Here is a 23,352-nt window from a genome sequence, read left to right as displayed (position 1 = left end):
TGGCCGCCCTCGGTGGATATCGGATGCCGCCCCGGATATCCGGTTACGCGAGCCGGTCCGGATTCACCATGGACGGAGAGGAGAATGAGCCATGAACGGGCTCTCGCCGCACCAAGACACATCCCTCCCCACAGCCCGACGTTGGATGTGACGGGTAGCGTACATCACGGCAAGAGGCATGGGGAGATCTGAACGAGATATTCCGGATCGAGCTATTGACAGGACGGCAACTCACCCGAACCGGCCACCCTTTCCGAAAACAATCGGCTCTTCGGCCCATGGGGCGGCCTCGGCGCGCCGCATGGAATCCGGCCATTCCCGCCCCCCGAACGGATTTCCCGTCCGGAAACGAGGCGGCGGCGCGAGCGTCACGGGAAACGACAACTCCTCGCGGGGGCCGGGCGCCCCCGGGCGCGACGCCTCCCACGACGGGCGCTGCTCTGCCGTGGTCTCCGAGGAGGGGTACGGGTACCTCGTCTCCGGCCGTCCCGCCTCTGCCTCATGGTGCCTGCGCGCACCCCCCGCCCCAGAACTATGGTGCCCCACCACATACGCCCCTGACCTGCGCATTCCTACGGTATGGCGACACACAACCGTCCCCGCCAACCGCCAGGAAGTGGTGCTGATGTCCTCCCCCGCGACCTCTCCCCCAGCCCCCTCCCACCTGCCCCGTATCGTCGCCGCGAGCCTCATCGGGACGACCGTCGAGTGGTACGACTTCTTCCTGTACGGGTCGGCCGCCGCGCTCGTCTTCAACAAGCTGTTCTTTCCCGGCTCCGACCCGCTCGTCGGCACGCTGCTCTCGTTTCTGACGTACGCCGTCGGGTTCGCCGCCCGGCCGCTGGGCGCGCTGGTCTTCGGGCACTTCGGGGACCGGGTCGGGCGCAAGAAGCTGCTCGTGCTGAGCCTGCTCATGATGGGCGGGGCGACCTTCGCGATCGGGCTGCTGCCGACGCACGCCACCGTCGGCTCCGCCGCGCCCGTGCTCCTGACCGCCCTGCGGCTGGTGCAGGGGTTCGCGCTCGGCGGGGAGTGGGGCGGGGCCGTCCTGCTGGTGTCGGAGCACGGGGACGCGCGGCGGCGCGGGTTCTGGGCGTCCTGGCCGCAGACCGGGGCGCCCGCCGGGCAGCTGCTCGCCACCGGGGTGCTCTCGGCGCTCACCGCGCTCCTCTCCGACGACGCCTTCCTCTCCTGGGGGTGGCGGGTGCCGTTCCTGCTGTCCGGAGTGCTGGTGCTCGTCGGTTTGTGGATCCGGCTCTCCGTCGACGAATCCCCTCTGTTCAAGGCCGCGTTGGCGCGGGCCGAGGCACGGCGGGCCGCCGAGCCGGCCGGGGTGGCGGAGAAGCTGCCGCTCGTCGCGGTGCTGCGCGACCACTGGCGCGACGTGCTGGTCGCGATGGGCGCGCGGATGGCGGAGAACATCAGCTACTACGTGATCACCGCGTTCATCCTCGTCTACGCGACGACCTCGGCCGGGATGGCGAAGCAGACCGCGCTCAACGCCGTACTGATCGCGTCCGCCGTCCACTTCGCGGTGATCCCCGCCTGGGGCGCGCTCTCCGACCGGGTCGGGCGCCGGCCCGTCTACCTGATCGGCGCGGTGGGTGTCGGCGCCTGGATGTTCCCCTTCTTCTCGCTGATCGACACGGGCGACTTCGGCAACCTCGTCCTCGCCGTCACCGTCGGGCTCTTCTTCCACGGGGCCATGTACGCACCCCAGGCCGCCTTCTTCACCGAGATGTTCGCGACCCGGATGCGCTACTCGGGAGCCTCGATCGGCGCGCAGTTCGCCTCGGTCGCGGCCGGTGCGCCCGCCCCGCTGATCGCCACCGCCCTCCTGAAGGACTACGACAGCTCCACCCCCATCGCCCTCTATGTGATCGCGGCGGCCCTCCTCACGGTGATCGCGCTGATCTGCGCCCAGGAGACGCGCCACCGCGACCTGGCGGACGACGATGCCGAGACGCTCGCCGGGGAGTCCGTCAGCGTCTGACGGCCGCTGCCATCAGATGGAGCCGCAGCGCCAGCTGGATCTCCAGTGCTCGGGCCGGACACTGCCAGTCCGGCCCGAGCAGCCTGCCTATCCGCTCCAGCCGCTGCGCCACCGTGTTCACATGGACGTGCAGGTCGTCCTTGGTGCGCGCCGGGCTCATCCCGCTCGCGAAGTACGCGTCGAGGGTGCGCACCAGGTCGGTGCCGCGCCGCTTGTCGTACGCCACGACCGCGCCGAGCGTCCGGTCGACGAAGCCCTCGATGTCCCGGGTGTCCGCGAGGAGCAGCCCGAGGAAGCCGAGCTCCTGGGCGGACGCGCCCTCGCCCGGACGGCCGAGCAGCCGCAGCGCCTCCAGACAGCGGCGCGCCTCCGCGTATGCCTCGGCCGTCTCGCCGGGGCGGGCCGCCGGGGCCTCGACGGGGGCCGACGCGCCGACGGTTACCCGTTCGTGGAGCGCGCCGCCGAGTTGCCCGGCCACCTGCCGGGCGAGCTCGGCCGGGGTGGCGGCCGGGCCCAGCGGGAGCAGCAGCACCGTCCCGCCGTCGCGGGTCGCGGCCAGACCGTGCCGGGTCGCCGCCAGATGCGCGGCGGCCGACCCCATCCGCTGGCGGTCGGCGGTGCGCCGCTCGGCCGTGCCGTCCTCGGGGCTCTCGATCCGGGCGGCGAGGACCACGTGCGGCGCGTCGAGGTCGGCCCGCAGCCGGGCGGCCCTGTCGCGCAGCAGCCGGGGGTCGCGGCCGGGCGCGTCGAGGAGGTCGTCCAGGAGCTCGCCGCGCACGCGCTGTTCGGCCTCGCCCGCCGAGCGCCGGGCGAGCAGCAGCAGTGAGGTGACCATCGCGGCCCGCTCCAGGGTGCGCCGGTCCACCGGGTCCAGCTCCGGATGGCCGCGCAGCACCAGCGCGCCCAGCACCTCGCCGCCGGCCGCGACCGTGGCCACCCAGTCCCTTCCGTTCCGTACCGCGTGGCCGTCCGTGCCGGTCAGCTCCAGGGCGGTGAAGGCGGCCGAATCGGCGTCGGCGAACTCCACCCTCCCGTCGAGGACTTCGGAGACGGCGCTCGCCACGTCGTGCACCCCGCCCCCGCGCAGCACCAGTTCGGTGAGCCGGTCGTGGACCTCCGAGGCGCGCTCCAGGACCGCGCTGTGGTCGCGGATGATCTCGTTGGCGCGCTCCAGCTCGGCCAGCGCCGACCGGGTCTCGGCGAGCAGGTTGGCGGTATCGATGGCGACGGCGGCGTGCGCCGCGAAGGAGCCGAGCAGGGCGATCTCCTCGCGCGCGAAGACACGGCTGTGGCGGTCGGCGGCGAACAGCACGCCGATCACGCTGCTGCCGAGCGTCAGCGGCACGCCGAGGATCGCGACCAGGCCCTCGTCGCGCACGCCGGTGTCGATGGTCCGGGTGTGCCGGAAACGCTCGTCGTCGAAGTAGCTCGACGTCACATACGGCCGGGCGGTCTGGGCGACGAGACCGCCCAGGCCCTCGCCCATGCCGAGCCGCAGCTGCTGGAAGCGGGCGGCCACCGAGCCCTCGGTGACCCGCATGTAGGTGTCGCCCGCCACCGGGTCGTTGAGGCTGAGGTAGGCGACCTCGGTGCCGAGCAGGGATCGCGCGCGCTGCACGATCGCGCGCAGCACCGCGTCCAGATCGCGCAGGCCCGCGAGGTCGTGGGCGGTCTCGAAGAGGGCGGAGAGCTCGGCCTCCCTGCGCCGTCTGCCCTCCAGGTCGGCGCGGACCCGCAGGGCGAGCTGCCGGGCGGACTCCAGGGCGGCCAGGGCCTGGGGTCCGGCCCCGTCGGCGCGGGCCAGCAGAGCGGGCCGGTCGTACGCCTCGGCCGCCGCGCCGCGCGCCAGAAGCTCCAGGTAGGGAGCTTCGGCGTGCTCGGTGGACTGCGGGTGATCGTGGGACATGTTCACAGGGATACCTGCCGTACGGGCGGCCGCGCCAGCCCTGTGGACAACTGTTGGCAGGCGCCGGTCAAGGGAGGGGAGGTGCGGTGGTGGCGCGGCGGCGGAACGGCGCCGGAGTGCGCCGCCGGGGAGGTGTCAGTGCGCGGTCCAGCCGCCGTCCAGCGCGAGCGAGGTGCCGGTGACGAAGGAGGCCTGCGGTGTGCAGAGGTAGGCGACGGCCTCGGCGACCTCGGACGGCTCGACCAGCCGTTTGAGCGCCGAGTCCTTGAGCAGCACCTCCGCCAGGACGCGCTCCTCGGGGATGCCGTGGGCGGCCGCCTGGTCGGCGATCTGCCGTTCGACGAGCGGGGTGCGGACATATCCGGGGCTGACGCAGTTGGAGGTGACGCCGTGCGGGGCGCCCTCCAGGGCGGCGGTCTTGGAGAGCCCTTCGAGGCCGTGCTTGGCCGCGACATAGGCCGACTTGTAGGCGGAGGCCCGCAGTCCGTGCACCGAGGAGATGTTGACGATCCGCCCCCAGCCCTGCCCGTACATGTGTGGCAGGGAGCCTCTGATCAGCCGGAACGGCGCTTCCAGCATCACCGTGAGCACGGTGTGGAACACCTCGGGCGGGAACTGCTCGATGGGGCGCACCAGTTGCAGCCCGGCGTTGTTCACCAGGATGTCGGTACCGGCGGCGGCCTGCTCGGCGGCTTCGAGGTCGGTCAGGTCCAGGACCAGCGGCTCCAGTGAGCCGGTGAGGCCCGCGACGCGAGCGGTCAGGGCGTCGAGGCCCTCGGCGTCCCGGTCGACGGCCCGCACCTTGGCGCCGGCGGCCACCAGGCGCAGCGCGCAGGCCCGGCCGATGCCGCCTGCGGCCCCGGTGACCAGGGCGGTACGGCCGCCCAGATCGAGGGCGATGGACGCGGGGGTGGGGGCGGGACCAGGTGTGGTGGGCGTGGTCATGCTGTCGACCCTAGGCAGGGTGAGGGCCCCCACCCATGTGGTCCGGACCCATACTTCAGTGCTCGGTCGTAGGCGCGAACCATGTGGGGTCATCGGTCATCGCCTGCTTGATCCGGAAGAGCGAGAACTCCTCCAGCTCGGGCAGCGCGTCGACCGGGAACCAGCCGACCTCCAGGGACTCGTCGTCGTTGACCCGCGCCTCGCCGCCGACGGCCCGGCCCCTGAAGCAGGTGTCCATGAACTGGCAGCGGTCGCCGTTGGGGTAGGTGACCGGGGGCAGCGCGTCCACCAGGACGACCTTCTCCACCACGCACCGCACGGCGGCCTCTTCGTACACCTCGCGCACGGCCGTCTCGGCGGGCTGTTCGCCCGGCTCCGGTATGCCGCCGATGATGGACCACCCGCCGGTGTCGACGCGGCGGCCGAGCAACACCCGGCCCTCGTCGTCGAAGACGACCACGCTGACCCCGGGCAGGAACAGCAGTTGGTGGCCGGCCGAGGCCCGGATCTCGCGGATGAAGTCTGGTGTCGCCATGCCTTCGACCCTAACGAGCCCCACCGACATCGGTCCCCGGGGCGCGGCGCGCACGGACGGTACGGCTGACCGCCCAGCCGAGACCCGCCGCGGCGAGCGCCACCAGGGCCCACTCGGGGGCGGTGCCGAGCCGGGTCGCCGGGGTCTCGGAGGAACGCAGCGGCACCCTGGCCACCAGCGAGTCCGGGGTGAACATCTCCGTCTTCTGGACGACTTCCCCGTCCGGCATGATCACGGCGCTGACCCCGCTGGTCACCGGAACGGTGACGGTCCGGCTGTGCTCGACCGCCCGCACCCGCGACATGGCGAGCTGCTGGTAGGTCATCTCGCTCCGGTCGAAGGTGGCGTTGTTGCTCGGTACGGAGATGATCTGCGCGCCCTGGGTGACGGTGTCACGCACGGCCCAGTCGAAGGCGGCCTCGTAGCAGGTGGCGATGCCGACCCGGGTGCCCGCCATGTCGAAGACCCCGGCCCTGGTGCCTCGGCTGAAGTCCTGCCGGACCATGGAGACATAGCCCGGGCTGAACTGCTTGATGAGGCCGCGCAGCGGGATGTACTCGCCGAAGGGCTGGATCTGCCGCTTGTCGTAGGTGGCTCCGGGGCCGGTCTTCGGGTCCCACAGCACCTGCTCGTTGAAGAGCCGTCCGTCGGGGCGTTCGACGACCGCGCCCACCGAGACGGGCGCGCCGATCGCCCTGGTGGCCCGGTCGATGTCGGTGTACGCCTGGGCGTCGGTGTACGGGTCGACGTCCGAGGAGTTCTCCGGCCACAGCACGAAGTCGGGCTTGGCGGCCTTGCCCGCCTTGACGCGGTCGGCGAGGCGCAGGGTCTCGCGGATGTGGTAGTCGAGGACCGCGCGGCGCTGCGCGTTGAAGTCCAGGCCCAGGCGCGGCACATTGCCCTGGATCACGGCGACCGTGGCGGTGCCGTTCTCGGCCGCGTCGCTGACCAGGCCGGTCGCGGCGAACGCGGCGGCGAGCGGCGCCAGCAGAGCGGCCAGGGCGGCGGCCGCGGCCGGCTTGCGCAGCGCGCCGGTGGCGCGCAGGTCCCGGCCCCGGCGCACGCACGCGTACAGCCCGAAGCCGCAGAGGACGACGGCGAAGCCGAGGACGGGCGTGCCGCCCAGGGCCGCGAGCGGCAGGAACACCCCGTCCGCCTGGCCGAAGGCGAGCTTGCCCCAGGGGAAGCCGCCGAACGGCACGCGCGCGCGTGCCGCCTCGGAGGCGGTCCACACGGCCGCGGCCCACACCGGCGCCGCGGGCAGCCGCGAGACGACCGCCATGCCCGCACCGGCGGCGGCGACCCCGAGCGCCTCGATGGCCGCGAGGGCCAGCCAGGGGCCGGGGCCGACCTCCACCCCCGTCCAGACGAGCAGCGGCAGCAGGAAGCCGAGGCCGAAGAGGTAGCCGAGGCCGAATCCGGCCTTCCAGGTGCGCCCGTGCAGACAGGCGGCGAGGAGGGCGAAGGCGGGCACCGCCAGCCACCACAGGGGCCGGGGCGGGAAGCTCAGGTACAGGAGCACACCGGACAGCGCGGCCGTGGCGGGGCGGACGAGCCGGTGCAGCAGCCGACGGCCGCGCGAGGCGGGGGCGGGCTGCGGTTCGAGCTGCTCTGGCTCGGCTGTGGGGGTGGTGGTCGTGCTCACCCGGCGGAGTCTACGGCCGCGAGCCGTGTCGGCGTCAGACCGGTTCGTACAGTAACCGGCCCTCTGCGCACGATGACCGGGGAAATGCGTGCGATCAGTACGTACGCGACGTACGCGCGCGTAGGAGCTGCGGCCCGCACCCCGCGCCGGAACGTTTCCGTACGATCTGTACCCGGATCGTGCCCGACGCCATTACGGTGTGCGCAGTCCGTAGACGGCCCGGGGGGCGGGGATGAGCACAGCGACAGGCCGGTCCGCCGCACCCGGGCACCGGGGCGGGCCGGATCTCGTCGGCGTCCTGGTGCTCGGCGCCTGCGCGGGCTGGTCGCTGGTCACGGCGGCGGGGCGGGAGGCCCGGCCGGAGGGCGTGCTGCTGGCGGTGCTCGCGGTGGCCGCCGGGTACGCGCTGGGCCGGATCAGCGGCAGCCTGGTGCCCGTGGCGACCGCCACCTGTGTCGCGGCCGCGGGCCTGCTCCTCGCGTACGCCTCACGGGACCGCGTGCCCGGCGCCACGGTGGACCCGCTCCCCGGTCACATCGGCGTCTCCGCCGCGCTTCCCGCCCTGGCCGCGGGCGCGGCCTGCTGCGCCGCCTGGGCGGCCCGCACGGCGGCGGCCCGCCTCGCCCTGCGGCTGCTCGCCGCGGGCTGCGCGGGCACGGCCCTCGCGCTCGGCTCGGCGGCGGGCTGCGTGGCCGCGCTCGGCATCCTGCTGTGCTCCTTGGCGGCGGCCCGGATGCGGCACCGGACGGTGGGACTCGCGGGGCTCGCGGCGGTCGCCGCCCTGGTGGCGGGGGGATCGGTGGCGGTGGCGGAGGACGTGCTGCCCGCGGGGCTCACCGTCTCCCTGGAGGGCCAGCTGACCCCGGAGCGGGTACTGCTGTGGCGGGACGCGATGGAACTGGCCGAGGAGCACCCCCTGCGGGGCACGGGTCCCGACCGGTTCGGCGGGCTGAGCCCGGTGGCGCGGCAGTCGCCGGTCGCGGCGGGCAAGCCGCACTCCGCCCTGCTCCAGCAGGCGTCCGAGCAGGGCGTGGTGGGCACCGCGCTGCTGGGGGCCACCTACGGCTGGATCCTCTACGCGCTGTGGCGCTCGCCCCGCGCCACCCCGGTCGTCCTCACGGCGGGCGCGGCGCTCACCGCGCTGGCCGCCTTCGCCTGCGTCGGCAACGCGCTGAGCTTCTCCCCGGTCACGATGGGCGCGGGCCTGCTGGCGGGCCTGGCCACCGCACGCCCGCACGGGGCCGAACGGCAGCAGGCGGAGCGGGATGCCGAGGTCGCGCACGCGGGCGGGTGAGGGGGCGTACGCGCGAAGGGGGGGGTGCGTCGGTGACGCGCCGAGGGAGCAGGGGGCCGGTCGCGTACGCGCGCGTGCAGCCCAGTCGCGTACGCGTGCGTGGATGCCGTTCCGGGTGCGTAGCGCGTACGGATGTGGGTGTGTATCCCGTACGGATGCCTGGTCCGTGCGGATGGAAGGGCGTCATACGTACGGACAAGGGCGCCCAAGAGCGTGGTCCCGCCGGTGCGTCAGGCCCCGGCGTGCTTCGTGGTGCCGAGCAGGCGCAGCCGGGCGCGGATGACGCGGACGGCGGCCTCGGCGTCGTCCACCGTCACGGTGAAGACGCGGCCGTCCCCGAGCCGCAGCACCAGGCCCTCGCCCCGGCGCACGACGACGGCGGTGCCCTTCTCCGGGCGCCAGCGGTAGCCCCAGCCGCCCCACTGGCGCGGGGTGACACGGGGCGCGAAGTCCGCGTCCACCACCTCGGCGAGCGAGATGCGGCGGCGCGGCAGACCGATGTGGCCGCAGCGCACTTCCAGCCAGTCGTCGTCCACCTTCACGGCCACATGGACGAAGGCGAGCGTTCCGTAGATGACCAGGAGCCCGGCGGCGACACAGCCGATCACGGACATGAGCAGCGGGGCGATGCCTGAGGTCCAGGTGGAGTCGACGGCCAGTTCCACGCCGAGCGCCACGCAGGCCGCGCCCGCGGCGGCGAGCAGCCACTGGACCCGGTTGGTCGCGCGACCGGTCCAGATCGGGGGCTGCGGAGAGAGCGCCGGCACAGCGCGGTCGTGCGCCGGAGGCTTCGGGGGAAGGTCCCTCATGCCTAGCAGAGTACTCAGAATCCACAGAACCGGCAGTGACGCCACTCTCAGTGACCGCGGTCACGGTCAGCCGGAGACGGTGACCTTCTGCAGAAGCCGTCCTTCGGGGTAGCCGAGAGCGATGTCCGAGAGGGCGCCCGCGCGGCCGTTGAGCAGTACGGTCAGCCCCCCGGTGGGCGCCGCGCCCGGCAGGGCCTCGATCCCGGCCCGGCGCAGCGCCTGAGCCGCGACGGCGGGGGCACTGGCGTACAGGCCGGGCGCGGGCAGACCGGGGCGGCGGACGGTCGCGCGGACCCGCTCGGCGACCAGCTCGTAATGGGTGCAGCCCAGGACGACGTCCCTTACGTCCTCGGGGGTCCGTTCGGCCGCGGCGGCGATCGCCAGCTCGATGGCGCTCTCGTCGCCGTGCTCGATCGCGTCCGCGAGCCCCGGACAGGGGACCTCGGTGACCTCGACGCCGTCGGCGAACTCACGGATGAGCCCGCGCTGGTAGGGGCTGCCGGTGGTGGCCGGGGTCGCCCAGATGGCGACGGGCCCGCCGTGGGCCGCGGCCGGCTTGATCGCCGGTACGGTCCCGATCACCGGGATACGCGGTTCGAGCGCGGCGCGCAGCGTCGGAAGGGCGTGCACCGAGGCGGTGTTGCAGGCCACGATCAGGACGTCGGGCCGTAGCTCGGCGGCGGCGCGTGCCACCCCGAGCGCGCGGGCGGTGACGTCCTCGGGTGTGCGCGGGCCCCACGGCATGCTGTCGGGGGCGGAGGAGAGGACGAGGTCGGCGTCCGGCCGCAGCCGGCGCACGGCGGCGGCGGCCGCCAGCAGGCCGATTCCGGAGTCCATGAGCGCGATCTTCACCCGGTCACCATAGTCGACCGCCCTTGCGCACCGGCCACGGTGGTGCAGACTGCGGCGGATGAGCGCCCTCGCATGGATCGCCGCGGTGTCCCTGGTCTGCTGGCTCTGGCTGCTGCTCGGCCAGGGCTTCTTCTGGCGCACCGACCAGCGGCTGCCCACCCGGTCCGCCCCGCCGGACTGGCCGTATGTCGCCGTCGTCGTCCCGGCCAGGGACGAGGCCCAGGTGCTGCCGCACAGCCTGCCCACGCTGCTCGCCCAGGACTATCCGGGCGAGGCGGAGGTCTTCCTGGTCGACGACGGGAGTTCGGACGGCACGGGTGAGCTCGCGCGGGCGCTCGCCGCGCGGGAGGAGTGCGCGCTGCCGCTGACCGTGGTCGAGCCGGGCGAGCCGGGGCCGGGCTGGACGGGGAAGCTGTGGGCGCTGCGCCAGGGCATCGCGCTGGCCCGCGCGCGCGAGCCCGAGTATCTGCTGCTCACCGACGCCGACATCGCCCATGAGCCGGACAGTCTGCGGGAGTTGGTGGCAGCGGCCCGTTCGGGCGGCTTCGACCTGGTGTCGCAGATGGCGCGGCTGCGGGTGGCGAGCGGCTGGGAGCGGCTGGTGGTGCCCGCCTTCGTCTACTTCTTCGCGCAGCTCTACCCCTTCCGCTGGATCAACAGCCCCGGGAAGCGCACGGCGGCGGCGGCCGGAGGCTGCGTCCTGCTGCGCACGGACGCGGCCGAGCGGGCCCGCGTCCCGGAGTCGGTGCGCCAGGCGGTCATCGACGACGTGTCGGTGGCGCGCGCGGTGAGCCGCTCTGGCGGACGGATCTGGCTGGGGCTCGCCGAGCGCGTCGACAGCGTGCGCCCCTATCCGCGGCTCGCCGACCTGTGGCGGATGATCTCCCGCAGCGCCTACGCCCAGCTGCGGCACAGTCCGCTCCTGCTGCTCGGGACGGTCGCCGGGCTCGCGCTCGTCTACCTCGCGCCCCCGGTCGCGCTCGTCGCCGGGCTGGTCCTGGGCGACGCCGTGGCGGCGTGGGCGGGCGGGCTGGCGTGGCTGGTGATGGCGGGGACGTACGTACCGATGCTGCGCTACTACCGCCAGCCGCTGCCGCTAGCCCCGCTGCTGCCGTTCACCGCGCTCCTGTACCTGCTGATGACGGTGGACTCCGCCGTCCAGCACTACCGGGGGCGCGGGGCCGCGTGGAAGGGCCGCACCTACGCGCGCCCGGAGGCCGCGCCGGACCAGTGAGCCGGGTGCCCCGACCGGTGCCCGCCCCACGGCTCGGGCCCGCGGCCCGCGGGGACCCGGGACCGCGACCACGCGCGCGTCAAGGCGCCGGGACCGCGACGCGTGCGTCACTTGCGGCCGGGCGTCCAGTTCATGCCCCACCCGTACGCCTGATCGACGGTGCGCTGCGGGCTGACACCGCGCGCGGGCACCAGATAGCGGGCCTCGCGCTGGACGACCAGGTCACCGCCGTCGTTGGTGAGCAGGACGAGGGCGCAGACCGTGGAGGGCACGGTGCACTCGTCGAGCGAGAAGTCGATCGCGGCGCCGTGCTGCGGCTGGAGGGTGACCGTGGCGTGCAGGTCGGCGAAGCTGCGCGCGCCCTCGTAGATCGTCACGAAGATCAGGACGCGGCGGAGCAGGTCCTTGTGGTCGAGGTTGACCGTGAGGTTCTCGCCGGAACTGCGCGCGCCGGTGCGATCGTCGCCGTCGAGGTGGATGTAGGGCGGCCGGCTGAGCGAGCCGAAGGCGTTGCCGAGCGCCTGGACGACGCCCTTGCGGCCGTCCGTGAGCTCGTAGAGGGCGCACAGGTCCAGGTCGAGGTCGGCGTGGTTGGCGACAGCTCTGCCGAGCTTGGCGCCCCAGCCGGTGAACTGCTTGCGCGTCTGCCAGTTGAGGTTGACCCGCAGCGCCCCCGAACTGCCGCCCTGCTTGGCGAGCGAGACGGTGGGGGCCGCCTTGGTCAGGGTCACCTTGGACAGGCGCACGGGCGTGGGAGGGGCGGCGGGTGGCGCGGGCGGAGGCGGCGGGGTGGCGGCCGGAAAGGCGGGGGCGGCCGCCGCGGGGGTGGGGGTGGCCGTTGGGGGAGCGGCCGGGGCGGGAGTGGGCGGCGCGGGAGACGGAGCCGCCGTTGCCGGGCGGTCGACCGTGATCCCGAAGTCCGTTGCCAGCCCTTCGAGTCCGGAGTCGTACCCCTGGCCCACCGCGCGGAACTTCCACGCCCCCTGGCGCCGGTAGAGCTCCCCCAGGATGAACGCCGTCTCCACGGAGGCGTCCGCGCTGTCGAAGCGGGCGAGTTCCGCGCCGCTCGCCGCGTCCAGGACGCGGATACGCAGCCCCGGGACGCGGCCAAACGTTCCTCCGTCGGCGGAGGCGGCCAGCACCACGCGCTCCACCTCGGCCTCCACGCGCGCGAGGTCGACGAGGAGCGTGTCCGTGACCTCCTCGGCCGAGCGCCGCTTGCCCTCGTGGCGCACCGCGCCCGAGGCGTGCTCGGGCTGGTTGTAGAAGACGAGGTCGGCGTCGGAGCGGACCTTGCCGGTGCCCGCGGCGATCAGCAGGGCCGAGGCGTCGGCGTCCGGCACCCCGGGGCCGGAGCGCCAGGCCAGTTCGACGCGTACGACCGGCGCCGGTACCGGAACGTTGGACCCTTTAAGCATGGACATGCTCGCCCCCATCGCGAGTCGGGGTGCCGAAGTTTCTCCGCACCGTCAACCTAAACCCCGGCGGACGTTCCGGCACCGCCGGTAACCCCTCCCGAGCTCGGCCTTTACAGGATTCATGGGCTCTTGGGCGACCGATTTTCCCATGTTCGCTCGCATTGGGGCCGTGCGGTCACGCCGAACCCGTAAAACAACCCCCTTATCGGGCTCCCCAACGACCACATCGTGGGCTTAACTTATGTGCCATGACCTCCCCCCGCTCCACCTATGGCGGCGGTTACTACTCCGCGCCGTCCTTCCCGGACACCCCCATCTACGACTCCCTCGTCGCAGAACGGGGCACGCCCCAGATCGCCCCGATCCGCGTGCCCGCCCTGTACGACACCGGCAGCAGCTATCTGCCGGCCCTCCCGGCCGCGCTTCCCGCCCTGCCCGTCGGCCCCTCCCAGCAGCCTGCCCACGCCTCGTCGTACGGCTACCAGCAGGCACCGCAGCCGGTGCCGCTGCAGAGCGCGCCCGCGCCCTACATCCCGCAGCAGACCGGTGCCCCGCGCGCTTACCCGGGCCCGCAGGTCCAGCAGCAGCGCCCGATGGCCCCGACCGGCTACGAGGCGATGCGCCCCGCGGCCCCGCGGCCCGCGCCCGCCCCGGCGCCCTACTACGACGGCGGGTACCAGCAGCCGTACCAGAACACGGGGTACTGAGCGGGAGGCACCGAGCGGAGAGGCCCTCCGCTCCCCCGGCGTCCGGCCGGATGTCAGGGGCGGCTGGCAGGATTGGCTCATGGAGAGTCCGCTTCGGCCCGTCGTGCGCCGCATCAACGTCTACCCCGTCAAGTCGGTCGGGGGGTACCGACTCGACGAGGTGCCGGTCGAGCCCTGGGGGCCGGTCGGTGACCGCCGCTGGATGGTCGTCGACGCCGCCGGGAAGGCCGTGACCCAACGCGAGCGTGCGCGGCTCGCGTTGGCGTCCGCCCGGACGCTGCCGGACGGCTCCGTCCGGGTGTCCGCGCCCGGCAGGGAGGATCTGACCGTCGCCGTGCCCGAGCCGATCGGGCCGGTCACGGTGACGCTCTTCGGCAAGAAGGTCGAGGCGATAGCGGCGGACGAGGCCGCGCACGCCTGGTTCAGCGCCCACCTGGAAGCGGAGGTCCGGCTGGTCCACCTCGACGATCCCGCGACCCGGCGGCCGGTCGACCCGGACTTCGCGCGGCCGGGCGAGACGGTGAGCTTCGCCGACGGCTTCCCGCTCCTCATCGCCACCACGGCCTCGCTGGACGCGCTGAACTCCCTGATCGCCCAGGGCGACCGCCCCGACGAGGGCCCGCTGCCGATGAACCGGTTCCGCCCCAATGTGGTGATCGACGGCACCGAGGCATGGGCCGAGGACCACTGGACGCGGATCGCGCTCGGCGACGTCGTCTTCAGGGTCGCCAAGCCCTGCGGGCGCTGTGTCGTCACCACCACGGACCAGGCGACCGCCGAGCGCGGCCGCGAGCCCCTGCGCACCCTGGGCCGCCACCGCCGCTTCGGCACCCAGCTGGTGTTCGGACAGAACCTGGTCCCCGAGCGCCCCGGTGTCATTCGCACCGGTGATCCCCTGCGCGTTCTCGCGTAAGGCGCCCGTGCGCGGGAACTCGTGGGAGCAGCGGACGCGTTGTGCGGAGGGGGCCCGGCTGCTGTCGCTCTCTTCCGGGCCCGCTCGCGTGTACGGCATGCCGTGCGGGGCCAGGACGCAGGCGGAAGGGGGTGCGATCCAGTGCGATCCGCAGTCGGGGTGTGGCGGTGGCGGAAGAACCCCTTGTGCCGCCGTACGGATCGGGTCGAGGCGTGGGTGGCGCTGGTCGCCCTGGTGCTGATGCTGGTGGCCTCACCGGTGCTGGGGGGCCTGTGCGGGGCGGTCACCGACCACGCCCTCCAGCGCACGGCGGCCAGGGAGCAGCGCGAGCGCCATCCGACGACGGCCGTGGTGCTCCGCGCGGCCCACGAGCGCGGCGCGCGCGCCGAAGCGGAGGGCGTGGCAGGCCGTGAGGGCCGCGTCCGGGTCGTGGCCAACTGGACGGCACACGACGGCACCCTCCACACCGGCACGGTCGCCGCCCCCAGGCGGGCGGCCCCCGCGGGCTCCACCTTCCGTATGTGGACGGACGACCGCGGCATACGCACGGGCCGTCCCCTGGACTCCACCACCGCGCACGCGCACGCGGTGTTCGCCGGTCTCGGCGCGGCGTCGGCGGTGGCCGGCCTCGTGGAGGCCGTGCGGCGGCTGGTCGTATGGCGGCTGATGCGACGGCGGTATGCCCGTCTGGAGCGCGCCTGGGCCGGATACGGTCCGGACTGGGGCCGCGCGGGAGCGGGCAGCTGAGCGGTCAACCCCGCGGCCCCGCGCGCGCTACGGTGGACCATCAGTCGCACGTACAGCGTTCGCACGCACGAGGTGGGGGCACAGCAGCGCCATGGCTCAGGGCACGGTCCAGGTAACCCACACCGGCACTTCGAGGTGGCGGCGCCGTACCGGCGAATACGCCTCGCTCGCCGCTGCCCTGGAGGCCGCCGCGGACGGCGACGTCCTCACCGTCGCGCCCGGCACCTACCGGGAGAACCTGGTCCTCGGGCGGGCCGTGACGTTGCGCGGCCCCGAGGGGTCGGCCGGTTCGGTGCGGATCGCCCCGGTCGACGGCGTGCCGCTGACCGTGCGCGCCTCCGCCACCGTCCAGGACCTCCAGCTGGAGGGGCAGGACGCGGCGGCGCCCGCGCTGCTGATCGAGGACGGCGCGCCCGAGCTGTGCGACCTGCGGGTGGTGACCCGGTCGGCGGTCGGCATCGAGGTGCGTGGCGCGGCCCGCCCCACGGTCCGCAGGTGCACGGTGGACAATCCGGGCGGCGTCGGCATCGGCGTGCTGGACGGCGCGGGCGGGCTGTTCGAGGAGTGCGAGGTCGTCGCGGCCGGTCAGTCGGGCGTCTCGGTCCGCGCGGGCGCCCACCCCCGCCTTGAGCGCTGCCGGGTGCACCACGCCTCGGGCGCGGGCCTGTCGGTCACCGGCGAGGGCACCGGTCTGGAGGCACTGGGCTGCGAGGTGTACGAGATCAAGGGCGCCGGGGTGCAGATCGCCGCGCGCGCCACCGCCCACCTCACCGACTGCACGGTCCACCGCACCTCCGCGGACGGGGTCACCCTCGACACGGACGCGGTGCTCACGCTCGCGGACTGCGACATCCACGACATCCCCGAGAACGCGGTGGACCTGCGCTCCCGGTCGGTCCTCACCCTGACCCGTTCGGCGGTGCGGGGCTTCGGCCGCAACGGCCTGTCGGTGTGGGATCCGGGGACCAGGGTGGACGCCAACCAGTGCGAGATCCACGACAGCACGGGCGACTACCCGGCGGTGTGGGTCAGCGACGGCGCCACCGCGGTGCTGGAGTCCTGCCGGGTCCACGACGTGCCGGACGCGCTGTTCGTCCTGGACCGCGGCTCGCGCGCCGACGTCGTCGACAGCGACATCTCGCAGGTGCGCAACACGGCGGTGTCGGTGAGCGACGGCGCCACCGCGCAGCTCGACGACTGCCGGATCCGGGAGGTCTCCACGGGCGCCTGGTTCCGCGACCACGGCAGCGGCGGCACGCTCGCCAACTGCACCATCGACGCGGCCCAGACCGGGGTGATCGTCACCAAGGGCGCCGACCCCCGGATCGAGCGCTGCACGGTGACCGCGCCCGCCGAGGCCGGGTTCTACGTCTCGGCCGAGGGCCGGGGCACCTTCCACGGCTGCCGGGTCACCGGCAGCGGGGGCTACGGCTTCCACGTCGTGGACGGCTGCCGTACGACGCTGACCCGCTGCCGTACGGAGCGCTGCGCGCGCGGGGGGTACGAGTTCGGCGAGGACGGGCCGGTGTCCGAGGACTGCACCAGCGACGAGAGCGGTGTGCGCGCCGGGTCTGCGCAGCCGGCCGCCGCGCAGACCGCGACCCAGACCGTGGGCCTGCTCACCGCGGTGCCGGGCCAGCGCCCCACCGGGACCGCGGCGGCCCCGGAGCCCGCCGCCGCTCCGGCGCGCTCCTCCCAGGACGTGCTGGGGGAACTCGACGCGCTGGTGGGCCTGGAGAGCGTCAAGCGCGAGGTGCGGGCGCTCACCGACATGATCGAGGTGGGCCGCAAACGGCAGCGGGCGGGTCTCAAGGCCGCGTCCGCGCGGCGGCATCTGGTCTTCACCGGCTCCCCCGGCACCGGCAAGACCACGGTCGCCCGTCTCTACGGCGAGATCCTGGCCTCGCTCGGCGTCCTGGAGCGCGGCCACCTCGTCGAGGTGTCCCGCGTCGATCTGGTGGGTGAGCACATCGGGTCGACGGCGATCCGCACCCAGGAGGCGTTCGACCGGGCGCGGGGCGGAGTGCTGTTCATCGACGAGGCGTACGCGCTCTCGCCGGAGGACTCCGGCCGGGACTTCGGGCGGGAGGCCATCGACACCCTGGTGAAGCTGATGGAGGACCACCGCGAGGCCGTGGTGGTGATCGTCGCCGGGTACACGGCGGAGATGGAACGCTTCCTCGGCGTCAACCCCGGGGTGGCGTCCCGCTTCTCACGGACCATCACCTTCAACGACTACGACCCGGACGAGCTGCTGAGGATCGTGGAGCAGCAGGCCGAGGAACACGAGTACCGGCTCGGGAGCGGGACGGCCGAGGCGCTGCTGAAGTACTTCACGGTGCTGCCCAAGGGCCCGGCGTTCGGCAACGGCCGCACCGCGCGTCAGACGTTCGAGTCGATGGTGGAGCGGCACGCGGGCCGCGTGGCCCAGTTCGCGGACGCGAGCCCGGACGATCTCAGCCTTCTCTACCCGGACGATCTGCCGGAACTCCCCTGACCCGGCGGGGCGTCGGCGCCTTTCAGCGCGGGCGCGGGAGCGTGGGTGAGAGCGCGTCGAGGAGTCCGGTGCGCTCCTCGGCGAAGGCCGGGTCGGCCTGGTAGTCGGAGTGGGCCAGGATCGGGGCGGGCAGCGGCAGGCGTCGCGTACGCCCGAAGGCGAGCGGGTCCAGGAGCGGGCCACGGTCCACGTTCGTGCCGGGCAGCACCGGCCCGCCGATCGGGTCGGTGGCCCGCCACAGGTTGCGCCAGCAGTGCAGCTCCCGGTGGAGGGCGTCCAGCTCGGGGCGCCCGAAATAGGCGGGGAACCAGCGTCCGTACAGCCGCTCCAGGGGCGAGCCGTAGGTGAGCAGCGCGACGCTGCGGCGGGTGCGGGCGGGGAGCTGCCACACGGCGGCGGCGGCCAGCACGCTGCCCTGGGAGTGGCCGGAGATGACCAGACGGCCGCCGGTGCGCCCGGTCCAGGTGTTCATCCGCCAGGCGAGGTCGGGCACGGCCCGCTCGGCGTAGCAGGGCGGGGCGAACGGGTGGGCGGCGCGCGGCCAGAAGGTGCCCACGTCCCACAGGATGCCGATGGTGCGCCGGGCCGCCGCGTCCTTGTAGGCGCGCCGCCCCCAGGTGACGAAGAGCAGGAAGCCGAGGCCGGTGAACCAGGAGCCGAGCGCCTGGACGGTGTCGGCGGCCGAGGAGATCACGCCGGGCGCGTCGTCCGCCGCCCGCCCGGGGACCTGCCCGGTGGCCCAGGAGCCCGCGAGCGCGCCCGCGCCGAGCAGCAGGGTGGCGGCGGCGACGATCCCGACGAAGACGGGCGCGCGGTCGGTGAGCCCGGCCCGCGCGCGGACGGTGGCGATCCGCCGGGAGCGTGCGGCGTCCGGGAGCTCCCCCGGGTAGTCCATGAGCAGCCCCGGCTCCTGGGCGCGTGCGGTGCGCCAGGTGCGTAACGCGAAGTACACGACGGCCGGGACGAGGAGCACGAGCAGGGCGGGGATCACCGAGGCCTGCCAGGTGAGCAGCGGCGGCGGGCCCGCGAAGCCGTCCCGGGCCGCGCCGGGCGTGCCCGCGCCGTCGAGCCAGTCGGCCACCCGCTGGGCGGCGCCGCCCGTCATCACCCCGCCCAGCGCGCACGCCAGGAGGGCCACGGCGGGGCCGCCGAGTCCGGTCAGGGCGGTACGGGAGTCGTGGGCGCGGCGCCGCAGCCCGAGTGCGACCGCGGCGAGCAGGACGACCAGGACGCCCTGGCCCAGCGCGATGATCCCGAAGGTCCGGTCGCCGGGGAGGGTGGAGTGCGAGACCCAGCCGGGGCGCTCCCACGACGCGTACACCATCGACAGGACGAGCAGGCCGAGGGCGGCGGTGGGCAGGGAGGTGACGACGGCCCGGTCCAGGTGTTCGTCCAGGCGCGACTCGCTGCGGCCGCGGCCGCACACCACACCCACCACGACGGCCGCGCCCGCCAGCAGGGCCGCCGCCAGGAGCCAGCCCACCGTGTCCAGCGCGGTGTTGGAGGCGGCCCGGTCGTGGCGGGCCGCCGCCGTGGTGAGGGCGGCGGCAACGGTGAGGAACCCGGCGGCGGTGTGCGCCGCGCGCAGCCGGGCGACCAGCCGCCGCCCGTACCAGAAGCCGGGGCGGCTCAGGGCGGGCGCGTCCGGCTCGTCCTCGTCCCCGGCGGCGCCGAGCGGCTGCTGTGACTCGTACGCGCTCCAGGTGCGGTTGGACAGATACCAGAGCAGTCCGGTCAGCGCGGCGGGGACCGGCGCTGCCAGCGTCAGACGGCGGCCGGGCGCGCTCCACCAGCCGTGCCGCCCGGGCGCCAGGAAGCCCAGCCAGGACTTCCCCTCGGCGCAGCCGGCCGTGCCCGCGCACTGCCAGGCGCCCAGGTCCAGCGCCACCTCGCAGGCGGTGGCGGTGAGCAGCACGGTCAGGCTGAGCGCGACGAGCCGCACCAGCACCCCGTAGAGCCGCACCGCGCGGTCCGAGTCGCGGGCGGGCGGACGCATCCAGTGCGCGAGGTTGACCACCATGAACGGCAGGAGCAGCAGCCACAGGGCGCGGGCGCCGTTGCCGGAGGTGAGGTTGGCCCAGCAGTACGCCTCGGCCACCGGCCCCTCGCGGTGGCGCTCGGGGTGGTCCTCGGCGTCGGCGTCGTCGGCGCGGCGGTAGACGGCCGCGGTCTCGTCCCCGGTGACCCGGACCGTACGCGGGTCGTCGAGCATGGACTGCGGGGTGGCGCCGCCGACGCCGTGGACGAGGAGTTCGAGCGCGGGCCCGCCGTCGTCGGCGGCCGGTGTGGCACGGGACACTTCTGTGACTCGCTCTCGGGGTGGGAGGATCGGCGGCGGAACACGGCGCGGGCGTCGTGCGGAGCGCGGATCGTGCGGGTCGGGCGGCGTGCGGATCGGGTGCGTGCGGGCCGTCATACCCCGGCGCGCGGCCGTGGCGTGCGGGTTCTCAGGATCTCGGATCCAGGGACGCGGTGCGGTGTCCTCACGGAATCTCCCCGTGACAGGATTCGGAGGTAGGGCGACGACATGTACGGCGACGCGGAAGGACCGACCCAGCGGTGAGCGACAACCAGAACCTGCTCGCGGAGCAGCGTCGCGCCCTGATCCTCGACGAGGTCAGACGGCGCGGCGGTGTGCGGGTCAACGAGCTCACCCGGAAGCTCAACGTCTCGGACATGACGGTGCGCCGCGACCTGGACGCGCTGGCCCGGCAGGGCGTGATCGAGAAGGTGCACGGCGGGGCGGTGCCGGTGGTCGAGGCCTCCACCCACGAGCCCGGCTTCGAGGCCAAGTCGGGCCTGGAGCTGAACGCCAAGGAGGACATCGCGCGCGCGGCGGCGGCGATGGCCGTGCCGGGCAGCGCCATCGCGCTCTCGGGCGGTACGACGACGTATGCCTTGGCCCACCGGCTCCTGGACGTCCCGGATCTGACGGTGGTGACCAACTCGGTGCGGGTCGCGGACGTCTTCCACGCCGCGCAGCGGGCCGCGGGCTCCTCCGGCGGCCGACCGGGGGCGGCGACCGTGGTGCTCACGGGCGGGGTGCGCACCCCGTCGGACTCGCTGGTGGGGCCGGTGGCGGACCAGGCGATCCGCTCCCTCCACTTCGACGTGCTCTTCCTAGGCGTGCACGGCATCTCGGTGGAGGCCGGGCTGTCCACGCCGAACCTGGCGGAGGCGGAGACCAACCGCCGGTTCGTGCGCTCCGCGCGGCGGGTCGTGGTGGTGGCGGACCACACCAAGTGGGGCACGGTGGGGCTGAGTTCGTTCGCCTCACTGGACGAGGTGCACACGCTGGTCACGGACGCGGGGCTCACGGAAGCGGCGCGCGAGGAGATGGCCGAGCATCTGCCCGGGCTGCTCGTGGCGGGCGAGGACGACGGGGCAGAGGCGGACTCGGGCTCCGCCGAAGGCATCTGACGGCCCGCCAGTTAAGGTGTCCGGGCCCGCTCACCCGGGCCCGCCGCCCGCCCGCGCACGCTCCCCCCGGGCCCGTCCGCCCCTGCCCGTCCCCGCCGACCACTGGAGGTGCGGTCCCGATGGCTCGCCGACTCCGTCCCGTGGAGCTCGACTTCGTCGAGTCCGCTCCGCTGCGCCTGGTCTTCACCGCCGACGCGGCCGCCCCGCCGGACGCCCTCTACCGCGCGCTCGCCGACGAGACGGCGGCCTGGCCGCAGTGGTTCGCGGCCGTGACCCACGCCCGGGCCACCGAGGGCGGCCGGGAGGTCCGGCTGCGCGGCGGCACCCGGTTCGCGGAGACGGTGCTGGCCGCCGAGCCCTGCGCGCGCTACGCCTACCGGGTCGACACCACCAACGCCCCCGGGCTGCACGCCCTGGTGGAGGAGTGGCACCTCACGCCGACCGCCGGCGGCACCCGGGTGCGGTGGACCTTCGCGGCCGACGGCGGCGCGCCCGTGCGGGTCGCGCTGCGCCTGGGACGGCCGGGCTTCGGCCGGGCGTTCCGCGACGCCGTGCGGGCACTCGACCGCCGCCTCGCGGCGCCCGGCGCCGGCCCGGCGGCAGCCGCTTCCTAGGCCCCGGGGGCAGCCTCCCGGGACTCACCGGCCGCTTCCGGCCGCCTCCCCCGTCCGTAGAACCGTCGTGCTACTCCGGCCACACCCCGCTCGCCAGGAACGTGTCGATCGCCTCCGCGTACGGCGTGATGTCCAGACCCTGTCCGGCCAGCCAGGCGTCCGAGTAGTACTTGTCGAGGTAGCGGTCGCCCGGGTCGCAGAGCAGGGTGACGACGCTGCCGGTGCGCCCGGCCGCCACCATTTCGGAGACGATCTTCAGGGCGGACCACAGGCCGGTGCCGGTGGAGCCCCCCGCCTTGCGGCCGATGGCCGTTTCGAGGGCGCGTACCGCCGCGATGCTCGCCGCGTCCGGGACCTTCATCATCCGGTCGATGGCGCCGGGCAGGAAGCTCGGCTCCATCCGGGGGCGCCCGATTCCCTCGATGCGCGAACCGCAGTCACTCGTCGCGTACGCGTCGCCCCGCGTCCAGCCGTCGAAGAAACAGGAGTTCTCGGGGTCCGGCACGCAGATGCGGGTGTCGAACTGCATGTAGTGCACATAGCGGGCGATGGTGGCCGAGGTGCCGCCGGTACCGGCGGTGGCGACGATCCAGGCGGGCTCCGGATAGCGCTCCAGCCGCAGCTGCTGGTAGATCGATTCGGCGATGTTGTTGTTGCCGCGCCAGTCGGTGGCCCGCTCCGCGTACGTGAACTGGTCCATGTAGTGGCCGCCGGTCTCCAGCGCGAGGGCCGCGGCCTCCTCGTACATCTTGCGCGAGTCGTCCACGAAGTGGCACTGGCCGCCGTGGAACTCGATCAGCCGGCACTTCTCGGCGCTGGTGGTGCGGGGCATGACGGCAATGAACGGCACGCCGACGAGACCGGCGAAGTACGCCTCGGAGACGGCGGTCGAGCCGCTGGACGCCTCGATGACGGGCTTGCCCGGCCGGATCCAGCCGTTGCACAGCCCGTACAGGAAGAGCGAGCGGGCGAGGCGGTGCTTGAGGCTGCCGGTGGGATGGGTGGACTCGTCCTTGAGGTACAGATCGATCCCCCACCGCTCGGGCAGCGGGAAGCGCAGCAGATGGGTGTCGGCGGAGCGGTTGGCGTCGGCCTGGACCTTGCGCACGGCGTCCTTCAGCCACGCCCGGTAGGCCGCGTCACTGCGGTCCACGTCAATGGTCTCCATGCCACTCCTCCATGTATCGGCGCCCCGGGGGACGGGTGCGCCCGCGCGGGAGATGTCGTGCAGCGTGTCGCGGAAGTCGGCTGGAAAGGCCCGGCTCCGTCGCTTGACAATACCGCCCTCACCTGCACAAACATTCCCTTTGAGGATCCATAGGAGTGGCTTGTGGGACACCCGGGAGGGGGGCGTACGGCGGCGGGTGACGGCCGATCCTCCGTGCGCCCTGGTGCGCGGCGCCATCGTTGTGCAGACTGCCCAGCAGGAACGGTACGAAGGGGGCACAGCGGCCATGACCGAGCCGGAGTTCAGCGCCAGGGGTGTGCGGATCGAACGGTGGACGCGTTCGCTGACCAGGGCGGGGCAGGTCCTCGTCAAGGACGGGCGGCTCGCCCTGCTCACCAGCAACGGGCGGGAGATCGACAGCGCGCCGCTGCGCGCGGTCAGCGCGGGCAAGCCCCTGCTGCCGTGGGGCGCCAAGGCCGACCGCACCGTGGCCAGGCTCAACGGCCACCGCTACCGGCTGACCATGGGCCAGCAGAGCGGGAGGCCGCGCGGCGCGGAGCTGGCGCGGCGTTTTCTGCAGGTGGTGCGCCCGGCGAACGGGTCGCACGGCTGAGGGGACCGGCGGGGCGCGAGTTGCGGAGGGTCCCTCCCTGAG

At 74.0% G+C, this 23,352-nt stretch carries 18 protein-coding genes and 1 pseudogene; 10 read left to right on the top strand and 9 right to left on the bottom strand.

Annotated features, from left to right (window positions below):
- Positions 1-625: 625 nt before the first annotated feature.
- The gene (locus ACZ4MU_RS17540) at positions 626-1,993 is read left to right on the top strand and encodes an MFS transporter (RefSeq protein WP_467876919.1); all 1,368 of its coding nucleotides are present in this window, start codon (positions 626-628) and stop codon (positions 1,991-1,993) included.
- On the opposite strand, the gene ACZ4MU_RS17535 is transcribed toward ACZ4MU_RS17540, so the two are convergent.
- From ACZ4MU_RS17535 to lnt, 4 genes are all read right to left on the bottom strand, one after another.
- Positions 1,983-3,899, bottom strand: a complete 1,917-nt coding sequence (locus tag ACZ4MU_RS17535; protein WP_467876916.1) for a helix-turn-helix domain-containing protein — start codon at positions 3,897-3,899, stop codon at positions 1,983-1,985. The genes ACZ4MU_RS17540 and ACZ4MU_RS17535 overlap by 11 nt on opposite strands.
- A 135-nt stretch (positions 3,900-4,034) precedes the next feature.
- On the bottom strand, positions 4,035-4,844 hold the full coding sequence (locus tag ACZ4MU_RS17530; protein ID WP_467876914.1) for a 3-hydroxybutyrate dehydrogenase: 810 nt from the start codon (positions 4,842-4,844) through the stop codon (positions 4,035-4,037).
- Positions 4,845-4,899: 55 nt separating this feature from the next.
- Positions 4,900-5,379 carry an NUDIX hydrolase gene (locus tag ACZ4MU_RS17525; protein WP_467876911.1) on the bottom strand — a complete coding sequence of 160 codons (480 nt, stop codon included), beginning with the start codon at positions 5,377-5,379 and terminating at the stop codon, positions 4,900-4,902.
- Positions 5,380-5,389: 10 nt separating this feature from the next.
- Positions 5,390-7,024: an apolipoprotein N-acyltransferase gene (gene lnt, locus ACZ4MU_RS17520; protein WP_467876909.1), complete on the bottom strand. Its 1,635-nt coding sequence runs from the start codon at positions 7,022-7,024 to the stop codon at positions 5,390-5,392.
- A gap of 232 nt (positions 7,025-7,256) precedes the next feature.
- Between lnt and ACZ4MU_RS17515 the strand changes: the two genes are divergently transcribed.
- Positions 7,257-8,318, top strand: coding sequence for an O-antigen ligase family protein (locus ACZ4MU_RS17515; protein WP_467876907.1), 1,062 nt, complete (start codon positions 7,257-7,259; stop codon positions 8,316-8,318).
- A gap of 230 nt (positions 8,319-8,548) precedes the next feature.
- On the opposite strand, the gene ACZ4MU_RS17510 is transcribed toward ACZ4MU_RS17515, so the two are convergent.
- A complete protein-coding gene (locus ACZ4MU_RS17510) occupies positions 8,549-9,127 on the bottom strand; it encodes a hypothetical protein (protein WP_467876905.1) in 579 nt (192 codons plus the stop codon).
- Between the two features lie 66 nt (positions 9,128-9,193).
- The gene (locus tag ACZ4MU_RS17505; protein ID WP_467876903.1) at positions 9,194-9,979 is read right to left on the bottom strand and encodes a glutamate racemase; all 786 of its coding nucleotides are present in this window, start codon (positions 9,977-9,979) and stop codon (positions 9,194-9,196) included.
- Between the two features lie 58 nt (positions 9,980-10,037).
- Between ACZ4MU_RS17505 and ACZ4MU_RS17500 the strand changes: the two genes are divergently transcribed.
- Positions 10,038-11,213 carry a glycosyltransferase gene (locus tag ACZ4MU_RS17500; protein ID WP_467876901.1) on the top strand — a complete coding sequence of 392 codons (1,176 nt, stop codon included), beginning with the start codon at positions 10,038-10,040 and terminating at the stop codon, positions 11,211-11,213.
- Positions 11,214-11,320: 107 nt separating this feature from the next.
- Here ACZ4MU_RS17500 and ACZ4MU_RS17495 read toward each other — a convergent pair whose 3' ends face one another.
- Positions 11,321-12,637 (bottom strand): TerD family protein, encoded by a 1,317-nt coding sequence (locus ACZ4MU_RS17495; RefSeq protein WP_467876898.1) that lies wholly within the window; start codon positions 12,635-12,637, stop codon positions 11,321-11,323.
- A gap of 242 nt (positions 12,638-12,879) precedes the next feature.
- Between ACZ4MU_RS17495 and ACZ4MU_RS17490 the strand changes: the two genes are divergently transcribed.
- The 4 genes from ACZ4MU_RS17490 (at position 12,880) to ACZ4MU_RS17475 (ending at position 17,495) form a co-directional block, all read left to right on the top strand.
- Positions 12,880-13,338, top strand: coding sequence for a DUF6643 family protein (locus tag ACZ4MU_RS17490; protein ID WP_467876897.1), 459 nt, complete (start codon positions 12,880-12,882; stop codon positions 13,336-13,338).
- Between the two features lie 79 nt (positions 13,339-13,417).
- Positions 13,418-14,251, top strand: a complete 834-nt coding sequence (locus ACZ4MU_RS17485; protein WP_467876894.1) for an MOSC domain-containing protein — start codon at positions 13,418-13,420, stop codon at positions 14,249-14,251.
- 141 nt (positions 14,252-14,392) lie between these two features.
- Entirely contained in the window at positions 14,393-14,998 is a 606-nt protein-coding gene (locus tag ACZ4MU_RS17480) for an Rv1733c family protein (protein ID WP_467876892.1), read from the top strand.
- 91 nt (positions 14,999-15,089) lie between these two features.
- Positions 15,090-17,495 (top strand): right-handed parallel beta-helix repeat-containing protein, encoded by a 2,406-nt coding sequence (locus ACZ4MU_RS17475; RefSeq protein ID WP_467876890.1) that lies wholly within the window; start codon positions 15,090-15,092, stop codon positions 17,493-17,495.
- Here ACZ4MU_RS17475 and ACZ4MU_RS17470 read toward each other — a convergent pair.
- Positions 17,465-19,911, bottom strand: a pseudogene (locus tag ACZ4MU_RS17470) (hypothetical protein). The gene ACZ4MU_RS17475 and the pseudogene ACZ4MU_RS17470 overlap by 31 nt on opposite strands.
- Before the next feature lie 143 nt (positions 19,912-20,054).
- Here ACZ4MU_RS17470 and ACZ4MU_RS17465 point away from each other — a divergent pair.
- Complete coding sequence (locus ACZ4MU_RS17465) at positions 20,055-20,915, top strand: DeoR/GlpR family DNA-binding transcription regulator (RefSeq protein ID WP_467876887.1); 861 nt, start codon at positions 20,055-20,057, stop codon at positions 20,913-20,915.
- Between the two features lie 119 nt (positions 20,916-21,034).
- Positions 21,035-21,529 carry an SRPBCC family protein gene (locus ACZ4MU_RS17460; RefSeq protein ID WP_467876885.1) on the top strand — a complete coding sequence of 165 codons (495 nt, stop codon included), beginning with the start codon at positions 21,035-21,037 and terminating at the stop codon, positions 21,527-21,529.
- A gap of 70 nt (positions 21,530-21,599) precedes the next feature.
- Here ACZ4MU_RS17460 and ACZ4MU_RS17455 read toward each other — a convergent pair whose 3' ends face one another.
- Positions 21,600-22,697: a PLP-dependent cysteine synthase family protein gene (locus ACZ4MU_RS17455; protein ID WP_467876883.1), complete on the bottom strand. Its 1,098-nt coding sequence runs from the start codon at positions 22,695-22,697 to the stop codon at positions 21,600-21,602.
- 286 nt (positions 22,698-22,983) lie between these two features.
- Here ACZ4MU_RS17455 and ACZ4MU_RS17450 point away from each other — a divergent pair, with 286 nt between their 5' ends.
- Entirely contained in the window at positions 22,984-23,310 is a 327-nt protein-coding gene (locus tag ACZ4MU_RS17450) for a hypothetical protein (protein ID WP_467876881.1), read from the top strand.
- Positions 23,311-23,352: the final 42 nt, after the last annotated feature.

The organism is Streptomyces sp. NPDC026377 (assembly GCF_055567715.1).
Note: the sequence above shows the minus strand (reverse complement) of the source record. Positions and strands in the feature narration are given on the sequence as shown.